This window comes from Pseudomonas sp. TE3786 (genome assembly GCF_054057335.1).
This window is the reverse complement of the sequence record NZ_JBSRZF010000026.1, coordinates 21,169-36,471: the sequence shown is the minus strand read 5'-3', so window position 1 is coordinate 36,471 and position 15,303 is coordinate 21,169. Positions and strand designations below refer to the sequence as shown.

Below are 15,303 nucleotides of genomic sequence, written 5' to 3'. Positions count from 1 at the left end.
TTGTGAATGACTGTTTATGCCCTGCTCTACGCCCTGCATGTTTTGGCTGCCGTTGTCTGGGTGGGGGGCATGTTCTTCGCCTGGATGGTGCTTCGCCCGGCCGCCGTATCGGCCCTGGAAGCCCCGCCGCGCCTGCGTTTGTGGGGCGAAGTGTTTCCACGCTTCTTTGTTTTTGTGTGGGTTTGTGTGCTGTTGTTGCCGATCAGCGGCGTCGGCATGCTACAGCTGCATTTTGGCGGTTTCGAGACAGCGCCCAAGTATGTGCAGGTGATGATGGGCCTGTACCTGGCCATGCTCGCCCTGTTTATCCGCATTCAGGCGCTGCTACTGCCCGAGCTCAAACGTGCGATTGCCAGCGAAGACTGGCCGGCGGGTGGCGCGGTACTGGGCAAGATTCGACGCTTGGTGGGGTTCAATTTGTTGATCGGGATTGCCGTCATCACCGTTGCGGCGACGCGCGCGAGCTTTTAAAAGCATCGCGGCTCAAGCCGCTCCTACAGAGGGTCGCTGTTTCCGGTAGGAGCGGTTTCAGCCGCGATTGGCCGTTACTGGATTCTGACCAGATTGAAGCTGCCGGCGCTGCCATTGCCGCCCGGCTGCCCTGGCTGACCCGGCTTCCCGGGCTTGGCACCCGCAGCGTGGTACACCACGCAGCCTTTCGAGGCACCACCCAGGCCGCCTTTACCCGCCTCGCCCGCCGCACCGCCGACGCCGCCGTCGACTTTCACCGTCAGCAGCTCCGCCGGAAAGTTAGCCGGCACTTCGAAACGTACCTGGCCACCGGCCGCGCCGGTCTGGCCGTTGCCGCCATTCTGGCCATCGTAGCCGTCGCCGGCCTGGCCCCAGGTGCAACCGGCCGGTTCGCCGTCGGCACCGTCCAGGCCTTGGTAACCGGGGGCACCGATGCCGCCGCGAACATCCACGCTCAGCTCGCCCACCTGCGCCTGTTCCAGCCGCACACTGAGGTTACGCCCGGGCGAGGCCGGTTTTTCAAAGCTGCCGCTGGCCCCTCGGGCATTGATATGCACGCCCGTGGCCAGTTCGGCATGCCGCGCTTGCAGGCGAAACGGTTCGCCGCCGGGGGCAATCGAGATATGCGCGTCGCGGCCCATTTCCAGGTTACCCACGCGAATTTCAGTGACCGAGGCCGGCACCACCAGGGTGGCCGACTCGGCAATTTGCAGGCGGTCGAGCAGCAAGGTGCTGGTGGAGTTGGGCAGGCGCAGCATGGAGTTGGCGGCGACCGAGACTTGCACCTCGGCCTGGGCCAAGGCGCTGACCAACAGCAGCGGCAGGGCAAATGCGGCGACTAATGGCTTATGCATGCTGCACCTCCGAAGCGCTGTCGGGGGCGGCGACCACGGCGGTTTCGCTGAGCACAGCGGGCGGCTCGGCAACCGGCTCGGCAATTGGCGCAGGGACAGCGTCCAGCACAGCAGCGGCCTCTGGCTCGGCCAGGCCGTACAGATGAAAGATGCCAAACAACAGCACCTGCAGGCGGTGCAGGTTGAGATTTTCCAGGCCGCGCAGGCGATTGCCGAACATCCCCAGCTCCAGCACATGGGCCAGCAGCACCAGGCCACCGAGCACATCGAGCAACAGATCCACCGGTTTGTTCAGCGGGCTGAACAGGTTGACCAGCACCAGCAGCCAGAACACCGCCACGGCGGTTTTCCCCACGTGCAAAAACACCTTCATCCCAGCCTCCCCCTTATTATTTTTTACTCCTCGCGCACCTTACCCTCTCGGGCGTGACCGAAACCAGCGCGGCAAACAAAAAACAACGGAGGCCCATGGCCTCCGCTGAGTTTTACTACCTGTTGCAACGATATTGCCCTAGCGGTTTTTCCCCTATCGAGTGACGTGCAGCTCCACCCGACGGTTCTGCGCCCGCCCGCCATCCGTGTTGTTATCGGCCACCGGCTGGCTTTCGCCGTAGCCAACGACCGATAGTTTGCTCGCCGGGATGCCCTGGCTGGTAAGGAAGGTCGACACGCTCTGCGCACGTCGTTCCGAGAGTTTCTGGTTGTAGGCATCCGAACCTTTGCTGTCGGTATGCCCAGCTACCTGCACGCTCACCAGGCTGGCACCGCTCAGACGTTTGCCGATCTCCACCAGAGCGCTTTTGGCGCTTTCGCTCAACTCGGCCGAGTCGAACGCAAACAGCACATCGCCGGCATCGCTGAGCACGATGGTCTCGTTCTGCACAGCAGGCTGTTCAGGTTCAGGTGGCGGTGGGGGAGCGGCCGCAGGGTATTGCGGCAGCGGACAACCACTGTTGTTCACCGGGGTATTGGCGGGGGTGTCGGCGCAGACATCACGGCGGTCATGCACTCCATCGGAGTCGTCGTCACCGTCCAGCGCATAGCAGATCAAACCGAAAACGGTACAAATGGGCCAGTTCCCCTGATTGACCACGGCATCCCCGTTACTGGACGTCGACACGCAACCAGATAGAACACTGCTGACCAGAAGAATGGGTACCGTTACCCGTAAGGATAAGGTTGGCATTTTATAGTCTCCTGAGTCACCGGCGAGTGCCGGTAACTCAGGAGTAAAGACCCGCTAACTGCGCCGCACAAGGCGTACAGCGCAGTATTCACGGGGGCTAGCGGTTCTACTAACGATGAATCTTGATTTCCACGCGACGGTTCAGCTGACGGCCATCGGCTGTCTTGTTGTCCGCCACTGGGGTGCTTTCGCCTGCACCGACCACGTCTACGACGTTGTTCGGCGATACGCCATTGGCCACCAGATAGTCCGCCACAGACTGCGCGCGGCGTTCCGAAAGTTTCTGGTTGTAGGTGTCGGCACCGACACTGTCGGTATGCCCGCTAACGGTCAGCTTGGCATTCGGCGCTTCGTTTTTCAGGCGTGTGGCAATGGTGTCGAGCTTGGTTTTGTCGGTGGCAGTGAGCTTGGCCGAGTCGAATTCGAACAACACATCGCGCACCACGATGACTTCGTCTTCAACCACTACGACTTGCTCTTGCACCTCCTCGACCACAGCCGGTGGTGGGCAGCCATTGGCGTCCACTTTGGTGCCTGGCGGAGTGCCCGGGCACTTGTCACGGCTATCTGGCACGCCGTCACCGTCTTCATCGCCATCACCATGGCTCCAGCAATACCCGGCGGCCAGTGCCGCGCCACCTAAGGCGCCCCAGCCAGCCCAGGACGAACTTTCAATGGCACCCAACGCGGCGCCACCTACACCACCAACCGCTGCACAGGTTGGCCAATCGCTTTTCTGTAAACCGGCGCAGCCGGTAAGCAAGGTACTCAACAGAATCAGGGGTACCGCAGTCCGTTTAATGCTCATATGCACACTCTCCTCAGGGGATCGGCGTAAACCGACACTCTCGGATTAAAGACGGCACTTTTAGAATCCGCCAGCACTAGGCCATATCGCTGCATCAAGCTAGGCTTGTCGCTCATGTTCGAGGATTTTCGATGACCGACAGCTTTTCTGCGCGCACCCCGCAACAGGCGGTGGCAGCGCTTCTGGACCGTTACGCACCGAAGCGCCTGTTGGTGGTGGGTGCAGTGGACTTTCCGGCCGTACTGGCCTTCCAGCAGGCCCACCCGGACAGCGTCTGCGCCGTCGCCCCGGCCGGCCCGCTGCCCGCCGAACTGGCAGCGCAACGTTTCGACCTGGCCCTGATTGCCGACTGCCTGGAACACCTGCCCAAACGCACCGGCCTGGAACTGCTGGGCGGCATCCGCAACCTGAATGCCAGCCGCCTGGCCGTGCTGGTCGACCTGCCCGCCTGCGGCCTGCACGACACCGACCTGTATGCCCTGGCCCTGCAAGCCAGCGAACGCTTCAAGCGCGACGAACAGGTGCTAACCCTGTTCACCTACGATCTGCGTGAATACAAACAGGTACCCGACTGGCTCAATGCCAAGTTCTGGGCCAACCCGGAAAACTTCGGTAAGTACTGGTGGTAGACGCCATGCCCCCAACAAACACAACCGCCGACGCCGCCTGCCCCTGCGGCAGCGGCAATCTGCTCAGCACCTGCTGCGGCCATTACCACGACGGCACCCCGGCACCGAGCGCGGAAACCCTTATGCGTTCGCGCTACAGCGCTTATGTGCTGGGCCGCATCGATTATCTCAAGGCCACTACCCTGCCCGCCCAGCAAGCCGATCTGGATACCGTCGCCATGCAGATATGGAGCGCCCAGAGCACCTGGCTGGGGTTGGAGGTGGAAAGTGCCGAAGTGCATGGCGGCAAGCCGGAACACGCCTTCGTCACCTTTACCGCACGCTGGCACGACGACAACGGAGAGCATGCCCACCGCGAGCGTTCGGGATTTGTGCAGATCGACGGGCGTTGGTACTTCATCGACAGCACCGTGCCGTTGAAGGCCACGCGCAATGACCCGTGCCCCTGTGGTGGGGGATTGAAGTTCAAGAAGTGTTGCGCGGGGTTTGTATAACGCCATGCTTTCTGTGGGAGGGGCTTCAGCCGCGAGCTCTTGACCTTAAAAGCTCGCGGCTAAAGCCCCTCCCACAAAAAACAAAGCCCGCTTTCGCGGGCTTGTTTTTATTCCTGCAATTTCAAGTGCGAGATATCCGGCGGCGGGCCGGCCGGGGCGGTTTTGGCCTGGCCCATATCGCTGCCGGCCGGAGCCAGGCTGAACTGGCTGAGGTCAACCTTGGGCGCAACCGGTTCGGGTTTCTCGTCCTGCAGATCGACACCCACCGGGGCAATACCGAAATCGGGTGCTTCCACGTCGCTGAAGGCAGCCATGTATTCGTCTCGGGGTGCCACCACCAGCGGCTTGGGCGAACCCGCGCTACTGGCAGCCGCTAGCGGTGCGGCAACCGGAGCAGGCGCTGGCGCTGGCGGCTCGTAAGGCGGTGGCGGAGCCATCTCCACCTCTTCGATCTCGACATCCATATTGCACACTTCAACCACGGCACCGGCTCGCTCGATGGTGGCGCGGTACTTTTCTGCGGCAGCTTCGTCCAGGTTGTTTTTGATCACCAGACGGCGGCCGGAAAACAGCAAGGCAATGCGCTGGGCATCGGCCTGGAACAGTTTGGCCATATTGGCTTTCACCAGGTCCAACTGGGCACCGGGCACCAGCTGTCCAGAGAAAGCGATCTCGTAGCGGCTCATCGTCACACTCCTGTCCGAGTCAGGCCCAAGGTTTCACACAGTCTGAAGTATGGCGTAGATTTTTTTATATAAACAACACGTTGCCGGGAAGCTGCGGGTTGGGACACACTCGGCTGACAAGGGAGTAAGTCGATGCGGCAGTGCACCACCCATTTTGCCTTTATCGTTCTGCTGGGCCTGGTTTCGGGCTTGAGTGGATGCTCGTGGTTTGCCGGCAATCTGCAAGACCCGAGCATCCAGCTGCAGAAAGTCGAGGTGATCAAAGCCAAGCTGGTGGAGCAGGAGTTCCTGCTACATCTGCGCATCGATAATCCCAACGACCGCGACTTGCCCATCCGCGGCCTGACCTTCAGCCTCTACCTCAATGACATCAAACTGGCCGATGGCGAGTCGGATGTCTGGGCCACAGTGCCCGCCAACGGTCATCGGCGGATCAAGATTCCGCTGCGCACCAACCTCTGGGGCAAGCTCAAACCCATCGCCAAAATGCTGGAAAAACACGACCAGCCGATCCGCTACCGCTTCTATGGCGTAGCCGATACCGGGGTGTTGTTCGGCTCGAGCGTGCACCTGGAGCGAAATGGCGAGATAATTCCCGGCGATTTTATTCCGGAGTAACCCGCTAATGAGCCAAGAACCCCACGTCCACGGTCCCGACTGCAACCACGACCACGACCATGATCACCACCATGACCACGGCCACGTGCACGGCCCGGACTGCAACCACGGGCATCAAGAGCCTGTGCGCAATGCGTTGAAAGACGTTGGCCGCAATGATCCCTGCCCTTGCGGGAGCGGCAAGAAATTCAAAAAATGCCACGCGGCGTGACGACGTAAGTCGTCACCCAGGTTGGGTTGAGCGAAGGCGAAGCCCAACGTTGCTCACAATTGTTGGGCTTCGCTGCGCTCAATCTGCGTACTGTAGGAGCGGCTTCAGCCGCGATGCCCTGCAAACATCAATCGCGGCTTAAGCCGCTCCTACGGCTCTAGCCTGAACCATCCCTGCTTCCTGTCAGTCAGTTGCTTACTTGTCTTAACGGAGCTTCCCGATGATCGATCTGTATTACTGGACCACCCCCAACGGCCACAAGATTTCGCTGTTTCTCGAAGAAGCCGGTCTGCCGTACAAGGTTTTCCCGATCAACATTGGCAAGAACGAGCAGTTCGCTGCGGACTTTCTGAAGATTTCCCCCAATAACCGTATCCCCGCCATCGTCGACCATCAGCCCGCAGACGGCGGCGAGCCGCTGTCGATTTTCGAGTCGGGGGCGATTCTGTTGTACCTGGCAGAGAAAACCGGCCGGTTTCTCCCCACCGATCTGCGCGGCCGCCAGGAGTGCCTGCAGTGGGTGTTCTGGCAAATGGGCGGACTGGGACCGATGGCCGGACAGAACCACCACTTCAATCTGTTCGCCCCGGAGAAAATCCCCTACGCGATGAAGCGTTATGTGGATGAAACCGCGCGGCTGTATGGCGTACTGAACAAGCAACTGGAAGGCCGCCGCTTTATCTGCGGCGACGACTACAGCATCGCCGACATGATCAGCTACCCCTAGATCGTGCCCCACGAGCGCCAACAGCAGAACCTGGCCGATTTCCCCGATCTGCAGCGCTGGTTCAATGCCATCAAGGCGCGGCCGGCCACCGAGCGGGCCTATGCCCTGGCCGAGCGCATCAACCCGCAAGCGAAAAAATAACCCGCGCTTCACGCCCGTCCTCGCTTGCGCGGCGGCGGACGCCTCACTAACGTAGCGCCTGCCGTTTTTTATTCGTTTTTCGCAACGTAGCAGGAGCTTCAAACCATGGCGTCGCCATTCTTCACGCGCTTCGCAGGTGCCGCTGTCATTGTCGGCGCTGTGAGTATCAGCGGTTGCCAGAGCTGGCTGAACAGCCACTATGCCGACAGCTTGCCGCCGACCTCCGGCATCCAGCCGGTCAAGGGCCTGGCCCAGAGCGTGTCGATCCGCCGCAATGCCCTGGGCATGCCACTGATTGAAACCACCACCTTCCACGACGCGCTGTTCACCCTCGGCTATGTGCACGCTGGTGATCGCCTCAGCCAGATGGTGGGCATGCGCTTGATGGCCGAAGGTCGTCTGTCAGAGATGGTCGGCCCCGGGGCCCTGGAGATCGACCGTTTTATGCGCGCGGTCAATCTCAAGCAAAGCGCCGAAGTGCTGTACAAAAGCTCCTCACCGCGGATGAAGAAGTTCTTCGAAGTCTATGCCCGCGGCGTCAACGCCTACCTGTATCGCTACCAGGACCGGCTGCCCATGGACCTGGCCGAATCCGGCTACAAGCCGGCCTACTGGAAGCCGGAAGACTCGGTGCTGATCTTCTGCCTGCTGAACTTTGGCCTGTCGGTGAACCTGCAGGAAGAGATCGCTTCCTTGGCGCTCGCACAGAAAGTCGGTAGCGACAAGCTGGCCTGGCTGACCCCGACCTACCCCGACGAACCCCTGCCATTCGATGAAGCCGACAAGCTCAAGGGCCTGGTATTGAGCGGGCAGATCCAGGGGCTGAGCGCCCTCGGCAAGGTCACCGAACAAATCGCCGGCCTCGATATGCTCGGCGTCGCCGCCTCCAACAACTGGGCCATTGCCCCGCAGCGCAGCCGCAGCGGCAAGAGCCTGCTGGCCAACGACACCCACCTGCCGCTATCCATGCCCTCGGCCTGGAACTATGTGCAGATCCGTTCGCCGAAATTCCAGGCCGCCGGCGTTTCCATCGCTGGCGTACCGGCAGTGGTCGCCGGTTTCAACGGCAAGCTGGCCTGGGGCATGACCATGGTCATGGGCGACAACCAGGACCTGTTCCTGGAGAAGATCAAACGCCAGGGCAGCCAGGTGCTGTATGAGGCCGACGGCAAGTGGGTAGCGGCCAAGGTGCGTCAGGAAACTTTCTTTATCAAAGGCCAGCGCCCGGTGCGCGAGGCGATTTACGAGACCCGCCACGGCCCGCTGCTAAACAGTGTGCTCGGCGAGCGCAAACAAATGCTGCAGCCGCTGCAGATCCAGAGCGGCTATGGCCTGGCCCTGCAAAGCGCGGCGCTGGATGGCGACAAGACCCTGGATGCCTTCTTCAACCTGTCCCGCGCGCAATCGGTGGACCAGGCCTTCGAAGCCGCCCGCGATATCCGCGCCATCCCGCTGAACCTGGTATTCGCCGATGCCGAGCATATTGCCTGGCAAGTGACCGGCCGCTACCCCAACCGCAAAGCAGGTGTGGGCCTGCTGCCCTCCCCCGGCTGGAATGGCCAGTACGACTGGGACGGTTATGCCGACCCGATGCTGCACCCCTATGACCAGGACCCGCCGCAAGGCTGGCTGGGCACCGCCAACCAGCGCACCATCCCCCGCGGGTATGGCATGCAGCTGTCCAACTCCTGGTACTACCCGGAACGCGGCGAGCGCATCGCGCAGCTTGCGGGTGCCGGAAAGCACGATGCGAAAAGCATGATCGCCATGCAGTACGACCAGACTTCACCCTTCGTGGCCAAGCTGCAGGGTATGTTCGAAGCACCGGGCATGGCCCAGCCGCTGAAAAAAGCCATCGACGCCCTGCCCGCTGCCGACCGCGCCAAAGCCCGGGAAGCCTATAGCCGCTTGATGGCCTTCGACGGCAACCTGCGCGCCACCTCGGCCGATGCGGCGCTGTACGAAGCCTTTCTGCAGGAAAGCATGCGTCAGACCTTCCTCGACGAACTGGGCCCGGACAGCAGCGCCGCCTGGAAAGCCCTGGTGGACAGCGCCGACCTGTCCTACTCGGCACCTGCCGACCATCTGCTGGGGCGCGACGACAGCCCGTTCTGGGATGACGTGAAAACCCCGCAAAAAGAAGACAAACCGGCGATTCTCGCGCGCAGCCTGGTGGCCGCGGTGAACTTCTGCGAAAGCAAACTGGGTGCCGACCGCGCCACCTGGCAATGGGGCAAGCTGCACAGCTACACCTTCGCCACCGACACCACGCAGATGGCCAAGTACATGAGCAGTGGCGATGCCACCAGCATCAATGCGCTCAAGGGCTATCTGGACCGCGGCCCGTACCCCGCCGACGGCGATCACAGCACCCTCAACGTCTCGGCCTTCCACTGGGGCGACGGCTTCGATACCTGGCTGATTCCGGCCATGCGCATCGTCGTCGACTTCGGCCAGCCCGAACCGATGATGGGCCTGAACAGCACCGGTCAATCCGGCAACCCGGCCAGCCCGAACTATGCCGACGGTATCGACGCCTGGCTGAAGGGCCAGTACATGACCTTCCCGTTCCAGTCGCAGAACCTCGACAAGGTGTACGGCACCAAACGGCTGATGCTGACCCCGGGCAAGTGATGACCGTTCGTCGAGCCTGGCTGAACTTAAGCCGGGCGCGGCGACTCAGAGACAGTGGACTTACTCCATAGATCTTTTTAGGGCACCTTCGGGTGCCCTTTCTTTTGCCTGCTGTTTTCCGTTGATGCCGCGGGCCATATGACAAAGCGATGAACATCCGGTTGAACTTAACTCCGCAGGGCCGTTCAGACCCTATGCATCGTTTGATTCTCCGGGCGCCCCCTAGGCGCCTATTTTTTTGCCCGCAGCTTTCCCACAGCCAATAAAAAACCGGCACAAGGCCGGTTTTTTATTGGCTGAGCGAACCGCTCAATCCAGCATCCCCACATGCTTGGGATGGCTGGCCACACGGTCCAGCCAGGCGCGTACCGCCGGGTAGGGTTCGAGATCGAAACCACCCTCGTGCGCCACATGGGTGTAGGCATACAGGGCGATATCGGCGATGGAGTAATGATCGCCCACCAGGTAATGGGTCAGCTTCAACTGCTGTTCCATCACTTTCAGTGCCTTGTAGCCGCCCTTGCGCGTGGCCTCGTACTCAGCCCGGCGCTCTTCCGGTAAGCCCTGATACAGCTTGATAAAGCGCGCCACGGCAATGTACGGCTCATGGCTGTACTGCTCGAAGAACTGCCACTGCAGCACCTGGGTACGCAGGCGCGGCTCGGTGGGCAGGAACTCGCTGCCATCGGCGAGGAAATTCAGAATCGCATTGGACTCCCACAGGCAGCTGCCGTCTTCGAACTGCAGCACCGGAATCTTGCCGTTGGGGTTCATGGCGAGAAAGTCCGGGGTCTGGGTTTCGCCCTTGAGAATGTCCACCGGCACCCACTTCGACTCTTTGCCGAGCAGGTGCAGCATCAATTTGACCTTGTAGCAGTTGCCGGAGAGGTAATCGCCGTAAACCTTGTACATAGCAACCTCCTGTGGTGCGGGTTATTCGATGACTTATGCGGCCTGATCCAGCTGCGCTTGGCGGATGACATTGGCCAGTCGCGACAACCCTTCACCCAAGCGGTCCGGCGAAATATGGCTGAAGTTCAACCGCAGGTAACCGGGGTTTTCTTCCGGCTGGGCGAAGAACGGCTCGCCAGGCATAAAGGCCACGTTCTCTTTCAGCGCTGCATCCAGCAGGGTACGGGTGTCCAACGGCTGCTTGAGGGTGAGCCAGAAGAATAGGCCGCCCTGCGGTATGTTCCACTCGGCCAGGTCGGCGAAGTGTTCTTCCAGCGCGACCTGCATGGCATCGCGGCGCACGCGGTAGAAGTCACGCAGCTCGGCCAGGTGCGATTTGTACTTCTCGGTACCCAGCCATTGCAGCGCCTGCCATTGGCCAACGCGGTTGGTGTGCAGGTCGGCCGATTGCTTCAGGCGCAGCAGGTGCGGGAACAGGTCCGGGGTGGCGATCAAAAAGCCGACACGCAGGCCCGGCAGCAGGGTTTTCGACACGGTGCCGGTGTAGATCCAGCTGGCCTTTTTCAGGCGGCTGACGATGGGCGTGGCGCTGCCGGCATCGAACACCAGCTCGCGGTAGGGTTCGTCTTCGATCAGGGTCACGCCGAACTCGTCGAGCAAGGCGGCCACGGCATCGCGTTTGGCTTCGCTGTAACGCACCGCTGAGGGGTTCTGGAAGGTCGGGATCAGGTAAGCGAATGCTGGCTTGTGCTGCTCCAGGCGCTGGCGCAGCGCATCCAGCTGCGGGCCGTCGGCTTCCTGGGGCACGCTCAGGCAATCGGCACCGAACAACTGGAAGGATTGCAGCGCGGCCAGGTAGGTCGGCGCTTCCACAAGGATTTCGGTGCCCGGATCAATAAACAGCTTCGAGGCCAGGTCGAGGGTCTGCTGCGAACCGCTGACGATCAGCACCTGGCTGGCGTCGCAAGCGATGCCCAGGGAGCGGGCGTCGGCGGCGATGGCTTCACGCAGGGCCGGCTCGCCTTCGCTCATGCCGTATTGGCCCATGCTCAGCGGCATCTCGGCCCACTCCACCTTCGGCAGCATGGGTTCGGCCGGCAGGCCACCGGCAAACGACATCACTTCCGGACGCTGGGCAGCAGCCAGAATTTCGCGGATCAAAGAGCTTTTAAGACGGCTGATACGTTCGGAGAAGGCCATACAAGTCACCGGTAGCAAAGGCAGGGAAAAATAAGTCAAACTGGTTGACCGAAATCGCTTGAACCGAAACTACGACGATACGGATAAGAACGTCAATATGCTTGACCTTAAAAACTCAACCACTCAGCAAAATGCCATGGAAGCGTTTTTCTTCGGCTACCAGGCATTCACCGCCAAAGCCGATGAAATGCTCGCTCGCCGGGGCTTGAGTCGCGTACACCAGCGCATCCTTTTCTTCATTGCCCGAAGTCCGGGCATGAATATGAAGGAGCTGCTGGCTGTGCTCGGGGTCAGCAAGCAGGCGCTGAATATGCCGCTGCGCCAGTTGCTGGAAATGGACCTGGTGCACAGCGATGCCGCCACCGACGACAAACGCAAACGTCTGCTCTATCTCACTCCGGAGGGCGGCAAGCTGGAAGGCGCGCTGCGCCGCGAACAGGTGAAGCTGCTGCGCCGCGCCTTCGATGAAACCGGCGAGCAGGCGGTAAATGGCTGGTTTGCGGTAAACCAGGCCCTGGCCCGCCAGGCGATTTCCGGCGACGAGTAAGCACAGTCCGTGAGAAACAGCCGATCCAGCACAACTGTATGGCTGTTTGCGCCAATTGCTGTATCGGGACGGCAACCCTCGCCACGCTTAGGCTGAGCGCTCATCCGGAGTGGAACACCATGAGCCTCGACCTGCTGCTTGCCTTTGTCGCCTTCGCCTTCGTCACCTCGGTGACGCCCGGCCCGAACAACACCATGCTGCTCGCGTCCGGGGTGAACTTCGGCATTCGCCGCACCTTGCCGCATATGCTCGGCATCAGCTGCGGGTTGATGTCGCTGGTACTGGCGGTCGGTCTGGGCCTGGGCCAACTGTTTAAACAGGTGCCGATGCTGTACGTGCTGCTGCGCTATGTGGGTGCCATCTATCTGCTCTATCTGGCGTGGAAAATCGCCCGCTCCGCGCCACCCGAAGCCAATAGCGCCGAGCGCGGCAAACCCTTCGGGTTTTTCCAGGCAGTGGCCTTTCAATGGATCAATCCCAAGGCCTGGATCATGGCCATCGGTGCCATTACCACCTTTGCCCCGCAGGAAAATTTCGTGGTCAATGTGCTGCTGATTGCCGCGGTGTTCGCCCTGGTCAATTGCCCGACCATGAGCGTCTGGACCGCCGCCGGCAGCCTGCTGCGCAACTGGCTGGGTAACCCGCGGGCGCTACGCTGTTTCAATATCAGCATGGCGCTGCTGTTGGTCGCCTCGCTCTACCCAATCTTCAAGGACGTGTGATGGGCCTTCCAGAAACCTCTGCTGCGCAACCGCTACGGCCGCTGGCCGATAGCTCGTCATCGGCGGTAGTCGCCGGCTTTATCGCCATGATGACCGGCTACACCAGCTCCCTGGTGCTGATGTTCCAGGCCGGCCAGGCTGCCGGGCTGAGCACGGCGCAGATCTCTTCATGGATATGGGCGCTGTCGATCGGCATGGCGATCTGCAGCATCGGCCTGTCGCTGCGTTACCGCACGCCAATCACCGTGGCCTGGTCGACACCGGGCGCTGCGCTGCTGATCACCAGCCTCGGCCATGTGAGTTATGGCGAGGCGATTGGTGCCTATATCACCTGCGCCGTACTGGTGATTATCTGCGGCCTGACCGGCAGCTTCGAACGCTTGGTCAAACGCCTGCCCGGCTCGCTGGCGGCGGCGTTACTGGCGGGCATTCTGTTCAAGATCGGCAGCGAAATCTTCGTCGCCGCCCAGCATCGCACCGCTCTGGTGGTGACCATGCTGTTTACCTACCTGCTGGTAAAACGCTTGCAGCCACGTTATGCAGTACTGGCCGCGCTGCTGGTCGGCACCGCGCTGGCGGGGGCTATGGGCCTGCTGGACTTCAGCGGTTTTCATCTGCAGGTAGCGGTGCCGGTATGGACCACCCCGAGCTTCTCCCTGGCCGCCACCATCAGCATCGGCATTCCGCTGTTTGTGGTGGCGATGACCTCGCAGAACATGCCCGGCATCGCCGTGCTGCGGGCCGACGGCTATAGCGTGCCGGCCTCGCCACTGATCAGCGTGACCGGCATCGCCTCGTTGCTGCTGGCGCCGTTTGGCTCCCACGGCATCAACCTGGCGGCCATCAGCGCCGCCATCTGCACCGGCCCGCATGCTCACGAAGACCACAGCAAACGCTATACCGCCGCCATGTGGTGCGGGGTGTTTTACGGCTTCGCGGGGATTTTCGGTGCAACGCTGGCGGCGCTGTTTGCCGCGTTGCCCAAGGAGCTGGTGCTGTCGATTGCCGCCCTGGCGCTGTTCGGCTCGATCATCAATGGCCTGACCAACGCCATGGCCGAACCCAAGGAACGCGAAGCGGCGCTGATCACCTTTATGGTCACTGCCTCGGGCTTCAGCTTGTTTTCGATTGGCTCGGCGTTCTGGGGGATTGTGGCGGGGGTGCTGACCTTGCTGATCCTCAATTGGCGTAAGGCCTAGTTTTTTGTGGGAGGGGCTTTAGCCGCGATGCTTTTGACCTTGAAGAGCATCGCGGCTGAAGCCGCTCCTACGGGTTATGCGTTTTGCCGCCTTCACGCCAAGCGGAAATGCTCCACCATCCCCTGCAACTCATGACTCAAGCTGGCCAGCTCGATACTGGATGCAGCCGTCCCTTGCATGGCCATGGACGACTGATCGGCGCTGCTGCGGATATTGGTCACGCTGCGGTTGATCTCTTCGGCCACTGAGCTTTGTTGCTCAGCCGCCGCGGCAATCTGCTGGTTCATCTGGTGAATGACCGACACCGCCGCAGCAATGCTGCCCAGGGCGCTTTCGGTTTCCAGGGCGTCGCTGACGGTGAGCTCCACCAGGGCGGTGCTGCTCTGGATCTGTGTGACCGAGCTTTGCGCGCCTTTTTGCAAGGCGCTGACCAGCCGTTCGATCTCTTCGGTGGATTGCTGAGTGCGTTTGGCCAGGGCCCGCACCTCGTCGGCCACCACCGCAAACCCTCTGCCCTGCTCGCCAGCCCGCGCCGCTTCGATGGCCGCGTTAAGGGCGAGCAAATTGGTCTGCTCGGCCACGCTCTTGATCACGCTGAGCACCGAAACAATATTGTGGATCTCACTGCTCAGGCTCTGAATGCTGGCGCTGGCGGAGCTCGACGAAGCCGACAGTTGCTCGATCCGCGCCATGCTCTGGCGTACCACGTTCTGGCCATTGGCGACCTTGGTGTCGGCGGTTTCCGCGGCACCGGCCGCTTCCTCGGCATTGCGCGCCACCTCGTGGACGGTGGCAGTCATCTGGTTCATGGCGGTGGCGACCTGTTCGGTCTCTTCTTTCTGACTGGCCGCTTCGGCGTTGGTCTGTTCGGTGACGGCGGACAGCGAACGCGCCGAGGTGGCGATCTGGTTGATGCCGACCTGCAGGCTGCCAACCATGCCGCTGAGGCTGATCGACATCTGCTGCATAGCGCTTAACAACTGCCCCACCTCATCGTTGCCGCGCACCTGGATCTGCGTGCTCAGGTCGCCCTCGGCAATGCGCGTGGCCACATGGATCACGCTCTGCAGCGGTTTGACGATCACCCGGGTAATCAGCAGCGATGCACACAGCCCCACCAGAATCGCCAGGGCCGAGGAACCGAGGATCAGCACCGAGTTGGCTTGCAGCTCGGCCTGCATGGCGGCGTCCTGCGCGGCATAGGCCTGATTTACTTCGCTCATCACCTGTTCGGCGCGCTCACGCATCTGCGTATACACCTGAC

Annotated in this window: 17 protein-coding genes and 2 pseudogenes; 10 read left to right on the top strand and 9 right to left on the bottom strand. The window is 61.4% G+C overall.

The window, feature by feature from the left end; translation table 11 throughout:
- Positions 1-6 precede the first annotated feature (6 nt).
- A complete protein-coding gene (locus tag ACVW0Y_RS21795) occupies positions 7-471 on the top strand; it encodes a CopD family protein (protein ID WP_457441191.1) in 465 nt (154 codons plus the stop codon).
- 74 nt (positions 472-545) lie between these two features.
- On the opposite strand, the gene ACVW0Y_RS21790 is transcribed toward ACVW0Y_RS21795, so the two are convergent.
- The 4 genes from ACVW0Y_RS21790 to ACVW0Y_RS21775 form a co-directional block, all read right to left on the bottom strand.
- Positions 546-1,325, bottom strand: a complete 780-nt coding sequence (locus ACVW0Y_RS21790) for a collagen-like protein (RefSeq protein ID WP_457441190.1) — start codon at positions 1,323-1,325, stop codon at positions 546-548.
- The gene (locus ACVW0Y_RS21785) at positions 1,318-1,698 is read right to left on the bottom strand and encodes a DUF1145 domain-containing protein (RefSeq protein WP_457441189.1); all 381 of its coding nucleotides are present in this window, start codon (positions 1,696-1,698) and stop codon (positions 1,318-1,320) included. The genes ACVW0Y_RS21790 and ACVW0Y_RS21785 overlap by 8 nt, the downstream gene beginning before the upstream one ends.
- Before the next feature lie 153 nt (positions 1,699-1,851).
- Entirely contained in the window at positions 1,852-2,511 is a 660-nt protein-coding gene (locus ACVW0Y_RS21780; RefSeq protein WP_457441188.1) for an OmpA family protein, read from the bottom strand.
- Between the two features lie 109 nt (positions 2,512-2,620).
- Positions 2,621-3,319, bottom strand: coding sequence for an OmpA family protein (locus ACVW0Y_RS21775; RefSeq protein ID WP_457441187.1), 699 nt, complete (start codon positions 3,317-3,319; stop codon positions 2,621-2,623).
- A 131-nt stretch (positions 3,320-3,450) separates the two neighbouring features.
- Here ACVW0Y_RS21775 and ACVW0Y_RS21770 point away from each other — a divergent pair, with 131 nt between their 5' ends.
- Both ACVW0Y_RS21770 and ACVW0Y_RS21765 read left to right on the top strand, forming a co-directional pair.
- The gene (locus ACVW0Y_RS21770) at positions 3,451-3,948 is read left to right on the top strand and encodes a DUF6231 family protein (RefSeq protein WP_457441186.1); all 498 of its coding nucleotides are present in this window, start codon (positions 3,451-3,453) and stop codon (positions 3,946-3,948) included.
- 5 nt (positions 3,949-3,953) lie between these two features.
- The gene (locus ACVW0Y_RS21765; RefSeq protein WP_457441185.1) at positions 3,954-4,442 is read left to right on the top strand and encodes a YchJ family protein; all 489 of its coding nucleotides are present in this window, start codon (positions 3,954-3,956) and stop codon (positions 4,440-4,442) included.
- A gap of 107 nt (positions 4,443-4,549) precedes the next feature.
- On the opposite strand, the gene ACVW0Y_RS21760 is transcribed toward ACVW0Y_RS21765, so the two are convergent.
- A complete protein-coding gene (locus ACVW0Y_RS21760) occupies positions 4,550-5,128 on the bottom strand; it encodes a hypothetical protein (RefSeq protein WP_457441184.1) in 579 nt (192 codons plus the stop codon).
- Positions 5,129-5,260: 132 nt separating this feature from the next.
- Here ACVW0Y_RS21760 and ACVW0Y_RS21755 point away from each other — a divergent pair, with 132 nt between their 5' ends.
- The 4 genes and pseudogenes from ACVW0Y_RS21755 (at position 5,261) to ACVW0Y_RS21740 (ending at position 9,459) form a co-directional block, all read left to right on the top strand.
- Entirely contained in the window at positions 5,261-5,746 is a 486-nt protein-coding gene (locus ACVW0Y_RS21755; RefSeq protein ID WP_457441183.1) for an LEA type 2 family protein, read from the top strand.
- Positions 5,747-5,753: 7 nt separating this feature from the next.
- A complete protein-coding gene (locus ACVW0Y_RS21750; RefSeq protein ID WP_110614809.1) occupies positions 5,754-5,957 on the top strand; it encodes an SEC-C metal-binding domain-containing protein in 204 nt (67 codons plus the stop codon).
- Between the two features lie 220 nt (positions 5,958-6,177).
- Positions 6,178-6,825: pseudogene (locus ACVW0Y_RS21745) on the top strand (glutathione binding-like protein).
- A gap of 105 nt (positions 6,826-6,930) precedes the next feature.
- Positions 6,931-9,459 carry a penicillin acylase family protein gene (locus ACVW0Y_RS21740; RefSeq protein ID WP_457441182.1) on the top strand — a complete coding sequence of 843 codons (2,529 nt, stop codon included), beginning with the start codon at positions 6,931-6,933 and terminating at the stop codon, positions 9,457-9,459.
- A 309-nt stretch (positions 9,460-9,768) separates the two neighbouring features.
- Here the strand turns inward: ACVW0Y_RS21740 and ACVW0Y_RS21735 are convergent, their stop codons facing one another.
- On the bottom strand, positions 9,769-10,371 hold the full coding sequence (locus ACVW0Y_RS21735) for a glutathione S-transferase family protein (protein ID WP_457441181.1): 603 nt from the start codon (positions 10,369-10,371) through the stop codon (positions 9,769-9,771).
- 33 nt (positions 10,372-10,404) lie between these two features.
- Positions 10,405-11,571: an aminotransferase-like domain-containing protein gene (locus ACVW0Y_RS21730; protein ID WP_457441180.1), complete on the bottom strand. Its 1,167-nt coding sequence runs from the start codon at positions 11,569-11,571 to the stop codon at positions 10,405-10,407.
- 97 nt (positions 11,572-11,668) lie between these two features.
- Between ACVW0Y_RS21730 and ACVW0Y_RS21725 the strand changes: the two genes are divergently transcribed.
- The 3 genes from ACVW0Y_RS21725 to ACVW0Y_RS21715 all read left to right on the top strand — a co-directional run bounded on the left by ACVW0Y_RS21725 (position 11,669) and on the right by ACVW0Y_RS21715 (position 14,039).
- Positions 11,669-12,118, top strand: a complete 450-nt coding sequence (locus ACVW0Y_RS21725; RefSeq protein ID WP_457441179.1) for a MarR family winged helix-turn-helix transcriptional regulator — start codon at positions 11,669-11,671, stop codon at positions 12,116-12,118.
- A 119-nt stretch (positions 12,119-12,237) separates the two neighbouring features.
- The gene (locus ACVW0Y_RS21720) at positions 12,238-12,840 is read left to right on the top strand and encodes a LysE family translocator (RefSeq protein ID WP_457441178.1); all 603 of its coding nucleotides are present in this window, start codon (positions 12,238-12,240) and stop codon (positions 12,838-12,840) included.
- Positions 12,840-14,039: a benzoate/H(+) symporter BenE family transporter gene (locus ACVW0Y_RS21715; protein ID WP_457441177.1), complete on the top strand. Its 1,200-nt coding sequence runs from the start codon at positions 12,840-12,842 to the stop codon at positions 14,037-14,039. The genes ACVW0Y_RS21720 and ACVW0Y_RS21715 overlap by 1 nt, the downstream gene beginning before the upstream one ends.
- 92 nt (positions 14,040-14,131) lie before the next feature.
- On the opposite strand, the gene ACVW0Y_RS21710 is transcribed toward ACVW0Y_RS21715, so the two are convergent.
- Positions 14,132-14,977: a methyl-accepting chemotaxis protein gene (locus ACVW0Y_RS21710; protein ID WP_457441213.1), complete on the bottom strand. Its 846-nt coding sequence runs from the start codon at positions 14,975-14,977 to the stop codon at positions 14,132-14,134.
- An 18-nt stretch (positions 14,978-14,995) separates the two neighbouring features.
- A pseudogene (locus ACVW0Y_RS21705) lies at positions 14,996-15,220 on the bottom strand (HAMP domain-containing protein); the annotation flags it as partial.
- Positions 15,221-15,303: the final 83 nt, after the last annotated feature.

Coding starts and splice junctions, on each gene's coding strand:
- ACVW0Y_RS21795 (WP_457441191.1), top strand. CDS start 7: ATGACTGTTTATGCCCTGCTCTACGCCCTGCATGTTTTGGCTGCCGTT.
- ACVW0Y_RS21790 (WP_457441190.1), bottom strand. CDS start 1,325: ATGCATAAGCCATTAGTCGCCGCATTTGCCCTGCCGCTGCTGTTGGTC.
- ACVW0Y_RS21785 (WP_457441189.1), bottom strand. CDS start 1,698: ATGAAGGTGTTTTTGCACGTGGGGAAAACCGCCGTGGCGGTGTTCTGG.
- ACVW0Y_RS21780 (WP_457441188.1), bottom strand. CDS start 2,511: ATGCCAACCTTATCCTTACGGGTAACGGTACCCATTCTTCTGGTCAGC.
- ACVW0Y_RS21775 (WP_457441187.1), bottom strand. CDS start 3,319: ATGAGCATTAAACGGACTGCGGTACCCCTGATTCTGTTGAGTACCTTG.
- ACVW0Y_RS21770 (WP_457441186.1), top strand. CDS start 3,451: ATGACCGACAGCTTTTCTGCGCGCACCCCGCAACAGGCGGTGGCAGCG.
- ACVW0Y_RS21765 (WP_457441185.1), top strand. CDS start 3,954: ATGCCCCCAACAAACACAACCGCCGACGCCGCCTGCCCCTGCGGCAGC.
- ACVW0Y_RS21760 (WP_457441184.1), bottom strand. CDS start 5,128: ATGAGCCGCTACGAGATCGCTTTCTCTGGACAGCTGGTGCCCGGTGCC.
- ACVW0Y_RS21755 (WP_457441183.1), top strand. CDS start 5,261: ATGCGGCAGTGCACCACCCATTTTGCCTTTATCGTTCTGCTGGGCCTG.
- ACVW0Y_RS21750 (WP_110614809.1), top strand. CDS start 5,754: ATGAGCCAAGAACCCCACGTCCACGGTCCCGACTGCAACCACGACCAC.
- ACVW0Y_RS21740 (WP_457441182.1), top strand. CDS start 6,931: ATGGCGTCGCCATTCTTCACGCGCTTCGCAGGTGCCGCTGTCATTGTC.
- ACVW0Y_RS21735 (WP_457441181.1), bottom strand. CDS start 10,371: ATGTACAAGGTTTACGGCGATTACCTCTCCGGCAACTGCTACAAGGTC.
- ACVW0Y_RS21730 (WP_457441180.1), bottom strand. CDS start 11,571: ATGGCCTTCTCCGAACGTATCAGCCGTCTTAAAAGCTCTTTGATCCGC.
- ACVW0Y_RS21725 (WP_457441179.1), top strand. CDS start 11,669: ATGCTTGACCTTAAAAACTCAACCACTCAGCAAAATGCCATGGAAGCG.
- ACVW0Y_RS21720 (WP_457441178.1), top strand. CDS start 12,238: ATGAGCCTCGACCTGCTGCTTGCCTTTGTCGCCTTCGCCTTCGTCACC.
- ACVW0Y_RS21715 (WP_457441177.1), top strand. CDS start 12,840: ATGGGCCTTCCAGAAACCTCTGCTGCGCAACCGCTACGGCCGCTGGCC.
- ACVW0Y_RS21710 (WP_457441213.1), bottom strand. CDS start 14,977: ATGGTTGGCAGCCTGCAGGTCGGCATCAACCAGATCGCCACCTCGGCG.